This window comes from Mesorhizobium sp. M7A.F.Ca.ET.027.03.2.1 (assembly GCF_003999175.1).
Taxonomy (GTDB): domain Bacteria; phylum Pseudomonadota; class Alphaproteobacteria; order Rhizobiales; family Rhizobiaceae; genus Mesorhizobium.
Genome location: NZ_RZOM01000075.1, coordinates 1 through 10,951 on the forward strand (window position 1 = coordinate 1; position 10,951 = coordinate 10,951).

The 10,951-nt window shown below is 63.7% G+C and carries 11 protein-coding genes; 2 read left to right on the top strand and 9 right to left on the bottom strand.

From position 1 onward, the window contains the following. Nucleotides 1–585, top strand: a 585-nt coding sequence (locus tag EN750_RS05670) for a LysR family transcriptional regulator (protein ID WP_145967443.1), incomplete at its 5' end; no start/stop codon positions are given. Between the two features lie 275 nt (nucleotides 586–860). On the opposite strand, the gene recQ is transcribed toward EN750_RS05670, so the two are convergent. Both recQ and EN750_RS05680 read right to left on the bottom strand, forming a co-directional pair. Next, nucleotides 861–2,705 carry a DNA helicase RecQ gene (recQ, locus tag EN750_RS05675; RefSeq protein ID WP_127395853.1) on the bottom strand — a complete coding sequence of 615 codons (1,845 nt, stop codon included), beginning with the start codon at nucleotides 2,703–2,705 and terminating at the stop codon, nucleotides 861–863. Beyond that, on the bottom strand, nucleotides 2,705–3,466 hold the full coding sequence (locus EN750_RS05680; RefSeq protein ID WP_127395857.1) for a sulfotransferase: 762 nt from the start codon (nucleotides 3,464–3,466) through the stop codon (nucleotides 2,705–2,707). Before EN750_RS05680 ends, recQ begins: the two co-directional genes overlap by 1 nt. A 295-nt stretch (nucleotides 3,467–3,761) precedes the next feature. On the opposite strand from EN750_RS05680, the gene EN750_RS05685 reads away from it, so the two are divergent. Further along, a complete protein-coding gene (locus EN750_RS05685; RefSeq protein ID WP_127395854.1) occupies nucleotides 3,762–5,183 on the top strand; it encodes a coniferyl aldehyde dehydrogenase in 1,422 nt (473 codons plus the stop codon). Between the two features lie 248 nt (nucleotides 5,184–5,431). On the opposite strand, the gene EN750_RS05690 is transcribed toward EN750_RS05685, so the two are convergent. From EN750_RS05690 to EN750_RS05720, 7 genes are all read right to left on the bottom strand, one after another. Then, complete coding sequence (locus EN750_RS05690) at nucleotides 5,432–5,770, bottom strand: cupin domain-containing protein (RefSeq protein ID WP_127395855.1); 339 nt, start codon at nucleotides 5,768–5,770, stop codon at nucleotides 5,432–5,434. 112 nt (nucleotides 5,771–5,882) lie between these two features. Next, nucleotides 5,883–6,641 carry a 2-dehydro-3-deoxy-D-gluconate 5-dehydrogenase KduD gene (gene kduD, locus EN750_RS05695; protein ID WP_127328607.1) on the bottom strand — a complete coding sequence of 253 codons (759 nt, stop codon included), beginning with the start codon at nucleotides 6,639–6,641 and terminating at the stop codon, nucleotides 5,883–5,885. Next, nucleotides 6,638–7,489: a 5-dehydro-4-deoxy-D-glucuronate isomerase gene (gene kduI / locus EN750_RS05700; RefSeq protein WP_127395856.1), complete on the bottom strand. Its 852-nt coding sequence runs from the start codon at nucleotides 7,487–7,489 to the stop codon at nucleotides 6,638–6,640. Before kduI ends, kduD begins: the two co-directional genes overlap by 4 nt. Nucleotides 7,490–7,511: 22 nt before the next feature. Beyond that, nucleotides 7,512–8,288 (bottom strand): FadR/GntR family transcriptional regulator, encoded by a 777-nt coding sequence (locus EN750_RS05705; RefSeq protein ID WP_127269375.1) that lies wholly within the window; start codon nucleotides 8,286–8,288, stop codon nucleotides 7,512–7,514. A 7-nt stretch (nucleotides 8,289–8,295) separates the two neighbouring features. Beyond that, the gene (locus EN750_RS05710) at nucleotides 8,296–9,576 is read right to left on the bottom strand and encodes a TRAP transporter large permease (RefSeq protein ID WP_127269374.1); all 1,281 of its coding nucleotides are present in this window, start codon (nucleotides 9,574–9,576) and stop codon (nucleotides 8,296–8,298) included. Between the two features lie 4 nt (nucleotides 9,577–9,580). Further along, nucleotides 9,581–10,111, bottom strand: coding sequence for a TRAP transporter small permease (locus EN750_RS05715; protein ID WP_127395858.1), 531 nt, complete (start codon nucleotides 10,109–10,111; stop codon nucleotides 9,581–9,583). 100 nt (nucleotides 10,112–10,211) lie between these two features. Beyond that, nucleotides 10,212–10,951 (bottom strand): TRAP transporter substrate-binding protein (locus tag EN750_RS05720; RefSeq protein ID WP_145967445.1); only part of this gene is annotated, 740 nt, incomplete at its 5' end.

A 10,951-nucleotide genomic window follows, 5' to 3' on the forward strand; every position in this document is an offset into this window, starting at 1 on the left:
CACCTGCTCATGCCGGACTTCGCCGATTTCGCGCACCTGCATCGCGACATCGAGATGGAAATCCTGTCGTCCGGCGAGCTGGCAAATCTGACCAACCGAGACGCCGATGTCGCGATCCGCGTCGTCTACGACCGCAAAACCCTGCCGCTCAATCTTCACGGCCTGAAGGGACCGGAGGTGTTCGGCGGCATCTACATGTCCCGCGATCGCCTCGCCGCGTGGCGTGCGGGCGCGCCTGATCCCATCCGGTGGATCGTCATAAGCGTTCATGGAATTCCAGAGTGGGCCCGCGAGGGCGAGGTTCGCACCACAGGGGTGCCGTTCAGGACCACCGACGGCGAGGCGCAGATCGTTGCAGTACGGCAAGGGATCGGGATCACGACACTGCCGTGCTTCATCGGAGATGCCGACCCCCTGCTGGTGAGAGTTCCGGGCACCGATCTGCACATGTACGGAACGCTCTGGCTTCTCACCCAGGGTGAGACACGCAAGACCAAGCGCGTGCGGCTCTTCACCGAGTTCGTATCCCGCAGGCTCGCCGCCTACGCTCCGCTTCTCGCGGGGCTATCTGTATCGCACGACTGAAGCCGGCGGGTCGCCTGCGACGCTTGCGGTGGACAGGCGCCGGCAAGCGGACAGCGGCACCTATTGCGGTTGCAGATGCTCAGCCATGAAGTCGATGAACGCCTCGGTCTAAACCTGATCTGTCGACTGGCCGGCCAGAGAACATTGAACTGATCGGTCTCGTCGGGGGCCCGGCGATGTAGGAATGGGCGGCGACGGAGCAGGAGGTCTCGGAGCGGATGCCCCCTCCGAAGATCCCTCCGCTTCAGGGCACGTGACCAGTCGCTGATCTGACCTCAGGCCGAGCCATCGGATTGGTGCGCGGCGATTGCGGCGAGAAAAACCTGGCCGAACTCCTTCAGCTTTGCCGCCCCAACGCCATTCACTTCAGCGAAGGCGTCCAGGTCGTGCGGGCGGCGCTCGGCCATGTCGATCAGCGTGCGATCGGAGAACACCACATAGGCCGGCACCTGGCGCTCCTTGGCGAGGCGCAGGCGCAGGGATTTGAGCGCGGCCAGCAGTGACGCATCAATGCTTCCCATATCCGCGCCCGAACCCTCGGCCGCCCGCATCTTGCGCAAGGCGCGGCTGCGCACCTCGACGCGATAGTGGAACGGCATCTCGCCACGGCCAAGCGCATGGCCTTTTTCGGCGATAGCGAGGCCGCCATGACCGGCCGGATCCGGCATCAGGAACCCGCCTGCGACGAGCTGCCGGATCAGCGACAGCCAGAAATCCTTCTTGTGCGCCAGACCGCTGCCGAAACTCGTGAGCCTCTGGTGGTTCCTGGCAAGCACCTTCTCGGTTTCATGGCCGAGCAAGATGTCGATGACATGGCCGGCACCAAAACGCTCACCGCTCTGCGCGATCGCCGTCAGGATGATCCGCGCCTCCGCTCCGCCGTCGGCGCGCGGTGCCTGGTCGAGGCAGGTGTCGCAATTGCCGCAAGGCTGCGCTTCCTCGCCGAAATAGCCGAGCAGCACCTGGCGGCGGCACTGCGCCGTCTCGCAATAGCCGATCAGCGTGTCGAGCCGGCCATGCGAGCGCCTCTTGTGCTCGGGCGGCGCATCCTCGTCGTCGATGAACATCCGGCGCATCCGGATATCGCCAAGGCCGAACAGCATATGCGCCTCGGCGTCCCGCCCATCGCGGCCGGCGCGGCCGATCTCCTGGTAATAGGCCTCCAGGCTGCCCGGCATGTCGGTGTGGAAGACATAGGCGACGTCAGGCTTGTCGATGCCCATGCCGAAAGCGATGGTCGCCACCATGACGACGCCGGACAGGGTCATGAAGCTGTTCTGGTTAGCGTCACGCGCCTCCTTGCTCATGCCGGCATGATAGGCGAGCGCGGTGACGCCGTTCTTCTCGAGGAAGGCCGCCATCTCCTCCGTCTTCTTGCGCGACAGGCAGTAGACGATGCCGCTGCGGCCGGGATGGCGCTCGACGAAGCGCAGCAATTGCCGCTTGCTGTCCTGCTTGGCCTCGATGGCAAGCTTGATGTTCGGCCGGTCGAAGCCCAGCACCAGGGTCTCGACGCGCTCGGCAAACAGCCGGGCTTCGATATCGGTGCGCGTGCCTTCGTCCGCCGTTGCCGTCAGCGCGATGATCGGCACGTTGGGGAAGATGCCGCGCAGCCGCGACAAATCCTCGTATTCGCGCCGGAACGCCGGCCCCCATTGCGAGATGCAGTGCGCCTCGTCGACGGCGATCAGGCTGACATCGAGCCTGGCCAGCGCCTCGAGCATCCGCTCGGTCATCAGCCGCTCCGGCGCGAGATAGAGCAGGCGCGTCTGGCCCGAGGCGACGCGACGCCATGCGGCGATATTGGCATCGCGGTCGATCGAGGAATTGATCGTATCGGCAGCCACGCCGGCAAGCCGCAAGGCGGCGACCTGATCCTGCATCAGCGCCACCAACGGCGAAACGACAATGGTGAGCCCGCCCAGGACAAGTGCCGGGACCTGGTAGCAGAGCGATTTGCCCGCACCCGTCGGCATGACGGCCAGGACATGCCGCCCGGCCAGCAGCGCATCCATGACATCGGCCTGGCCGGGGCGGAAATCATCGAAGCCGAACACGTCCTTCAGCACGCGCCGCTTGGGATCTCGCTCGTCTGTCGCGAGGGCCGCCGCTGCCTGCATCACCGCGCGTCCACGGTCGGCGTGCTCATTGGCATGTCATAGCCGAACTCGGCGCAGAAACGCTGGACGCGGACGAGAAATGCCGGGGGCAGGCCGCCGAGATAAGTCCTGAACTCTTCATTCCTTTCCCATTTTCTCAACGATGCCAACCGGATCGGATTGTCCGGATCCTCGCTGAAACGAATGCGCGGTGTCAGTCCGAACGACTGCGCGATTTTGTCCTGCTGCGCATCGGGCACGCCGATCATGTCTTCGTAGCGGACAAAGAGTATCTGCCGGTGCGGTTGTGCATTCTTCAGCCGGGTCAGCGCGTCGTATTCGGCCAGCCAGCGATGCGGCGTGACGTGGAACCGACGCTCGTTGCGTGTTTGCGGATGCGAACTTGTCAGCGTGTCGAACGGATGGCGCACGCAATAGATCAAGCCGATGGAGGGAGGGAGCTTCGCCAGATGCGCAAAACCGCGCGCATCCCGCTTGACGACGAGGTTCGATTCCGGCCGGTCCAACATGTCCAGCATTGTGTATCGCGCTTCGGGCGGATGGACGAAAATGTCCTCGAAACACCTCATCAGCCGCTGTGTCAGCGTCGTGCCGCTGCGCGCGCAACCCGAAATGAAAATTCTGTTGGCGGGCGCCGCGCGTGCGTATGTGCGTTTTTGCATGCGCTGTTTCAGAGACAGCGGCACGAACCGCAGAAACTCCCGCACAACCCTTCGCGCAGCCGCTCCAAACGCAGCCTCAAGCCTGTAAGCGCCCTTCATCTGCAATTCCGCTGGGCCGCCCGGCGCGAAACGCGCCGCCTGGGGTCCATGGCCAAGATACTCGTCGCCGATATCAGCATCAGGCAGACACCGAACTGGAATTCCTGGATGGGGGAGGATGGGAAATCGGTCAAAACGACTCTCTGCATGGGCACCATGCCTTAGCGCAGCTGTCATCGTGCCACAACAGGAACAGGTCGCCCGCAGCCTGCGCCTTCCCTGGCGACACCTGCACTCGCGCTGGATTCCTTCACCCAGCAATGTAAGCTCGGCTCCGCTAGCCAGGGAGGATGCGATGCTGCAGACCAGACAGGATGTTCTCGGCGAGCGGTTCCACCTGCAGCGCGCCGCCTTCGAGGCGCAGCCTTTCCCCAACTTTGGCATCCGCAAGGATCGCCTGAAACGCCTGCTGGCGCTGACCGAGCGGCATGAAGCCGACATCTGCACCGCCATCGACACCGACTTCGGTGGCCGTTCGGCACACGAGACGCGTCTTGCGGAACTGTTCGTCGTGCGTGCCGGCATCCGCCACGCGCTGTCGCATGTCAGGGGCTGGATGCGCGAACGCCGCGTTGTCACCACCATGCCGTTCCTGCCCGGCCGAAATCGCCTCGTCCCGCAGCCGCTCGGCGTCGTCGGCATCGTGTCGCCCTGGAATTATCCTTTCCAGCTCGCTGTCGCGCCGGTCACGGCGGCACTCGCGGCCGGCAATCGCGTGCTCATAAAACCTTCCGAATTGACGCCGGCATTCTCAGTGCTGCTGGCCAAACTCGTTGCCGAGCATTTCGCACTCGATGAGCTCAGCGTCATCAGCGGCGATGCCGAGATGGGAAAGGCCTTCGTGTCGATGCCTTTCGATCATTTGCTGTTCACCGGCTCGACCGCGGTCGGACGCCAGGTCGCGATCGCCGCGGCCGCCAACCTGACCCCGGTCACGCTCGAACTCGGCGGCAAGTCGCCGGCAATCTTCGATCCGTCCTGCGATCTTGACGCGGCGGTATCCAGCATTGCCTATGGCAAGCTCTTGAATGCCGGGCAGACCTGCATCGCGCCGGATTATCTGCTGGTGCCGAAGGGGCAGGCAGGCACGGTCGCTGTCAAGCTCGCAACGGCGATCGCGAAGCTCTACCCGACCTTGCGCGACAACCCCGATTATACCGCCATCATCAGCGACCGGCACCACCAACGCCTGCGCGACATGATCACTGAAGCGCGTGACGCCGGCGCCGATGTCACCGAAATCAACCCGGCCGGCGAAGAGCTGGGTGCCAAAAGCCGGAAGCTGCTGCCGACCCTGGTCCGCAACGCCGGCGCAAACCTGCGGCTGATGCACGAGGAGATTTTTGGGCCGGTGCTGCCCATCGTAGAATACACCGGGATCGACGAAGCGATCGCGCATGTGAACGGGGCAGCCCGACCGCTGGCGCTCTACTGGTTCGGCCGCGACAGCGGCAATCGTCAACGCATCCTGCACGAGACTATTGCCGGCGGTGTCACCATCAACGACTGCATGCTGCATCTGGTACAGGAAAACCAGCCTTTCGGCGGGGTCGGCGCCAGCGGCATGGGCGCCTATCACGGCGAGTGGGGATTTCGGACGTTCAGCAAGGAGAAGCCGGTTTTCACACAGTCCCGGCTGAGCGCCGGAGCCTTGTTGCGCCCGCCCTACGGCAAGACGTTCGAGCGGCTCTTCAGCCTGCTCCGGCATATCACCTGACCGACGCAGCCACTGCCATAGCGAACACCCGGCGCGTTAAGCCTATGTTCACCATCATGCGGCAGGTTTCGCATCCTGCGGTCATGTCTTGAGTACCGCGGCGCCACAAGCGCCCAGGCAACAACCCGCGCCTCTTTTGAGGTGCGGGTCTTCCTGCTCGATCTCCTACCCTGAGCAATTCCAGGAAAAGTGTGAAGCGGTTTTCCCGGGAAAAGCGCATAGCGCTTTCCCTTGGGAATTGCGTCAAATCAAAGAGAAAGAAAATCGGCCCGGTGCGGCGTAAAGCTGTCGACCAGCCGCCCTGGTTCCAGCGCCTTGACGCCGTGCACCAGACCGGACGGCACGATGAAGCTGCCGCCCGTCCCAACGATCTCGCTCCGGCCGTCGATGGTCACCTCGAAGCGGCCTTCGGCGACGTAGCTTGCCTGGACATGCGGGTGCGAATGCAGGGCGCCGACGCCACCCTTGTCGAAGCCGAATTCGACCAGCATCAACTCATCGGTGTGCAGGAGGACGCGCCGCCTGTTGCCGTCCGGCGTTGTCGTCCAGGCGCCCTCGCCGGCTTGCGCGAAAATCTTTGCGGTCATCGTTGTCTCCTCAGAGCAATTCCAGGAAAAGTGTGAAACGGTTTTCCGTCCGGAATTGCGTTAAAACAATGAGATAGCGCGGTTCAGCGTTTCCGCTAAACGATGAACCTCGCTAGCGCGCCAGCCAGCCGCCATCCACCGGCACCACCGCCCCATGCATGTAGTTCGACGCCGGCGCCAGCAGGAAGACGGCGGCGTCGCCAATGTCGCCCGCCTCGCCCCAGCGGCCGGCCGGGATACGCGCCAGGATGGCGGCGCTGCGGTCGGGATCGGCGCGCAGCGCCTGCGTGTTGTTGGTCTCGATATAGCCCGGCGCGATGGCGTTGACGTTGATGCCTTTTTGCGCCCATTCGCAGGCGAGCAGACGCGTGATGCCGAGCACACCGTGCTTCGAGGCAGTGTAGGACGCAACGCGGATGCCACCCTGGAAGCTCAGCACGGAGGCAATGTTGACGATCTTGCCTTTCCGCTCAGCGGCCAAGGCACGCCTTGCAAAGCTTTGGCAGAGCAAAAAAACCGTTTTCAGATTGACGTCCATGACGTCGTCCCAATCGGCCTCGCTGAGATCGACGGCATCGGCGCGGCGGATGATGCCGGCATTGTTGACCAGCCCGTCGAGCGGACCGCTTTCGTCCCAGATCCGGTCGTGCAACGGGCCGGCGGCCGAAATGTCGGCAAGGTCGGCGCTGACCGCCTCGAATTGCCCTCCCAGCGCGGCGACCTTGTCTGCCGTATCGTCCATCGACGAGCGGCCGACGCCGACCACCGCGCCCCCGGCGCGTGCGATCGATACGGCGATGCCCTGGCCGATGCCGGTGTTGGCGCCGGTGACCAGAATACGTTTTCCGGCAAGGCTGAAGGGGTCGCTCACCGCAGATCGCCCAACGCCACCGGGTCGACATCGGTATAGTCGACATTGTCGCCGGCCATCGCCCAGATGAAAGCATAATTGGAAGTGCCGGCGCCGGAGTGGATCGACCATCCCGGCGACAGCACCGCCTCCTCATTGCCCATGACGATATGGCGCGTCTCGTCCGGCTCGCCCATGAAGTGGAAGACGCGTGCCGTCTCGGCCAGGTCGAAATAGAGATAGGCCTCCATGCGCCGGTCATGCACATGGCACGGCATGGTGTTCCACACCGAGCCCGGCGCCAGCTGAGTCATGCCGACCACCAGCTGGCAGGTTTTCACGCCCTCGGCATGGATGAACTGGAAGATCGAACGCTCGTTGCAGGCATCCTTGCTGCCGAGATCGAGGCGCTTGGCGTCGCCGATGCGGATCAGCCGGCTGGGCCAGGCCTGATGCGCCGGCGCGCTGAGCAGATAGAATTTTGCCGGCGCGGCTATGTCAGCAGAGGCGAACGACACATCAGCGGTGCCCATGCCGAGATAGAGCATGTCGCGCGCCTGCAATTCGAAGGGCTGGCCGCCGGCGTTGATGACACCCGCACCACCGATGTTGACGGCGATCAGCTCGCGACGGTCGAGAAAGTTCTTGGTGCCGGTCGGCTTGATCGCTTCCAGTTGAAGCGGTGCGCCAGTCGGCACGGCGCCGCCGACGATCATGCGGTCGTAATGTGTGTAGGTCAGGCTGATGCGGCCGGGCTGGAATAGGCCGTCAATGTGAAAGTTGTGGCGCAGCTCATCGGTTCCCATCGCCGCGGCGGCGACCGGGTCGATGGCAAAGCGGGATGTATAGTCGGTGTGGCTCTGGTTCATTTCAATCCTGACTTGAGATGGGTCATTCGCCGGCGGCGGCCTTGACCGAACTGGAATAAAAAGCCTGACGCGCATGCAGGCGTTCGCGGTAACGCTGCTGGCTGGCGGTGAGGTGCGCGCGCATCGCCTCTCGCGCGGCCTCGGCATCGCCTGAGGTGATGGCGTTGAGGATCACCAGGTGCTCGCGCTGCAGTCCGCGCTGGTAGCTATCGGATTGCGCCAGTTCGGTGGACCAGGGCGAAGTCACGTCGCACGGGATGGCGCGCCGGCCGAGCACGTCGAGCATCTCGACATAGAACGGGTTGCTGGTGGCGCTGGCGATGGCGCGATGGAAGGCGAGGTCGGCCGGACCGGTCGGCTCGCTGGCAAGCAGCAGCCGCTCGAATTCGAAGAAGGCTTCCTGGATCGCCGCCTCCTGCGCGGCATTGCGGCGGACGGCGGCGATCCCGGCCGATTCAATCTCGATGGCCAGCCGCACTTCGAGCACGTTGAGCGCGATCGAATCCTTGCTGCCCATGTCGGCGGCCAGCGCGCCGAACATTGTCGAGATGTGCTCTGTGACGAAGACGCCGGCGCCCTGGCGCGGTTCGACCAGCCCGTCGGCGGCAAGCTTGGCCAGCGCCTCGCGGATGACGGTGCGGCTGACGCCGAAGGTTTCGGTCAGTTGGCCTTCGGTCGGCAATTTATGGCCGGGCAGGATCTCACCCGCCTGCAACTGCTTGCGGATCGTCGTGACCACTGTCTCCGACAGTTTGGGTTTTCTCTCGACCCTGAGGTCGGTTGCGGTGTCCGATGCCATGTCGCCCCTATTTGAAGACGCTCGGTAGCCAGAGCGAAATGGCCGGAATGTAAGTGACGAGCCCCAGTACCACGAGCCCGGCCCCATAGAACGGCCAGATCGAGCGCATCGCCTCCCAGACGGATATCTTGCCCACTGCGCACGCCACGAACTGCACAGCGCCCACCGGCGGCGTATTCAGCCCGATGCCGAAGTTGAGGATCATGATAACGCCAAAATGTACCGGGTCGACGCCGTAGGCTTGCGCCACGGGCAGGAAGATCGGCGTACAGATGATGATCGTCGGCCCCATGTCCATGAAGGTGCCGAGGAACAGCATCAAGACGTTGAGCAGGAGAAGCACGACCAGCGGATCGTCCGAGATCGCGTTCATGGAGGCTATGAGCGCTGCCGGCACTTTCAGGAAGGCCATCAACCACGAGAACGCCGCCGCCATGCCGATGATGAGCAGCACCATGGCCGTGGTGCGCACGGCACCATGGGTGGCATGAACGAAACCTTCCCAAGTCATCTGCCGGTAAACGAAGACAGTGACGAGCAACGCATAGATGACCGCGACGCAGGAACTCTCGGTCGCCGTGAAAACGCCCGATCGTACGCCACCGAAGATGATCGCGATCAGCAGCAGGCCGGGCACCGCGACAGCGAAGAGATGCGCGACGGCGGTGAAGCCCGGAAACGGCTCGGTCGGATAGCCGCGGGAGCGCGCCACGAAATAGGCGGTGATCATCAGCGACAGGGCCAACAGCAGGCCCGGAATGATGCCGGCCGTGAACAGGTCGGCGATGGAGATCTTTCCACCTGCCGAGATCGAGTAGATGATCATGTTGTGCGACGGCGGCAGGAGCAGCGCGATCAGCGCCGCCATCGACGTGACGTTGACGGCGTAATCCGCTCCATATCCACGCGCTTTCATCTGCGGGATCATCAAGCCGCCGACCGCCGCTGCCTCGGCCACCGCGGAGCCGGAAATGCCGCCGAACAGTGTAGCGGTCGCAATGTTGACCTGCCCGAGGCCGCCGCGCAAATGGCCAACGAGCGAGCCGGCGAAGGCAACGATCTTGCTGGCGATGCCGCCGCGCACCATCAAGTCGCCGGCATAGATGAAGAAGGGAATGGCCAGCAGCGAAAAGACGCTCATGCCGGAATTCAGGCGCTGGAACACGATGAGCGGCGGCAGGCCCATATAGAGGACGGTGGCAAAGCTTGCGACGCCGAGGCAGAAAGCGATCGGCGTGCCGATAAGCATCAGAAGGGTGAAGACGCCAAAGAGGATCCAGAGTTCCATGCCGTCAGACCTTCACGTTCGCCGTGTCGAGTTCGGTTGCGACTTCCGCCGGCGGCAGTTCATCGAGCACATCGTCGATCGGCGCACCGTAGAGGCGAAGCACGATGCGCTCCAGCGTGAAGAGCACGACGAGCACGCCTCCCGCGACCAGCGGGACGTAGTCCCAGCCCCCCGATATGCCGAGCGACGGCAAGGTAGCGCCCCAGGTCAATGCGACCAGTTGGCTACCATACCAGATCATACCGATGCCGAAGGCGAGCGCGACGAGGTCCGAGATCATCCGCAGCCAACGCTTGCCGCCTTTGGGCAGTACGTAGAGCAGGACGTCGAAGCCGAGGTGATAGTTCTCGCGCACGCCGACGGCAGCGCCGAGGAAAATGAACCAGCTCATCAGCATCACCGAGCCCTGCTCGGTCCAGCTTGGCGAGCGGTTCAGGACATAACGACCGAACACCTGCCAGGCGACGAAGGCGGTCATCAGCACCAGCCCGATGCCTGCGACCCATAGCGCCGCTGTGCTGACGCGCGACATCATGCGCGCGACGCCGGCCAGGGGCGGCCTGTGTTCTGGGCTGGAGGTCACCGGTTCTCTCCGCAAGAGGATGGCGGCGCGGAATGCCCGCGCCGTCGCTTGATCACTGCACGGCCTTGATGGCTTCGACCATGGCCTTCAGCTTGTCGTCCTTGACGTGCTTCTCGTAGACCGGACCCATGGCGTCGATGAAGGGCTGCTTGTCCGGCGTCGTGATCTGCGAACCGGCCGCCTCGACCTTGGCGCGCGATTCCTTGACCTTGGCGGTCCACAGCTCGCGCTGCCTGGCGACGCTCTCCTTGGCGGCCGCCTTGAAGATCGCCTGATCCTCCGGCGTCAGCTTGTCCCAGCTCGACTTCGCCATGACGAAGGCTTCCGGCACCATAGTGTGCTCGTCGAGCGAATAGAACTTGGCGACTTCCGCATGCTTGGCGGTGTCGTAGCTCGGAAAATTGTTTTCCGCGCCGTCGATGACTCCGGTCTCGATCGCCGAATACACCTCGCCATACGGCATCGGCGTCGCGTTGGCGCCGAGTGCCGCCACCATGTCGACGAAGATGTCGGACTGGATGACGCGGAACTTCATGCCGGACAGATCGGCTAATGAGTTGATCGGTTTCTTCGAATTGTAGAAGGAGCGCGCGCCACTGTCATAAAAGGCGAGCAGCACCAGCCCGACCTGTTCGAACGCCGCCGCGATCTGGTCGCCGACCGCCCCGTCCATGACCTTGTGCATATGGTCTTCCGAGCGGAAGATGTAGGGCAGCGAGGGCACCGTGGTTTCGGGAATGAGCCCGTTGAACGGCGCCATCGAGATGCGGTTGAGGTCGATCACGCCGGTGC

Coding starts and splice junctions, on each gene's coding strand:
- EN750_RS05705 (WP_127269375.1), bottom strand. CDS start 8,288: ATGGCATCGGACACCGCAACCGACCTCAGGGTCGAGAGAAAACCCAAA.
- EN750_RS05685 (WP_127395854.1), top strand. CDS start 3,762: ATGCTGCAGACCAGACAGGATGTTCTCGGCGAGCGGTTCCACCTGCAG.
- EN750_RS05690 (WP_127395855.1), bottom strand. CDS start 5,770: ATGACCGCAAAGATTTTCGCGCAAGCCGGCGAGGGCGCCTGGACGACA.
- EN750_RS05710 (WP_127269374.1), bottom strand. CDS start 9,576: ATGGAACTCTGGATCCTCTTTGGCGTCTTCACCCTTCTGATGCTTATC.
- kduI (WP_127395856.1), bottom strand. CDS start 7,489: ATGAACCAGAGCCACACCGACTATACATCCCGCTTTGCCATCGACCCG.
- EN750_RS05715 (WP_127395858.1), bottom strand. CDS start 10,111: ATGATGTCGCGCGTCAGCACAGCGGCGCTATGGGTCGCAGGCATCGGG.
- EN750_RS05680 (WP_127395857.1), bottom strand. CDS start 3,466: ATGAAGGGCGCTTACAGGCTTGAGGCTGCGTTTGGAGCGGCTGCGCGA.
- recQ (WP_127395853.1), bottom strand. CDS start 2,705: ATGCAGGCAGCGGCGGCCCTCGCGACAGACGAGCGAGATCCCAAGCGG.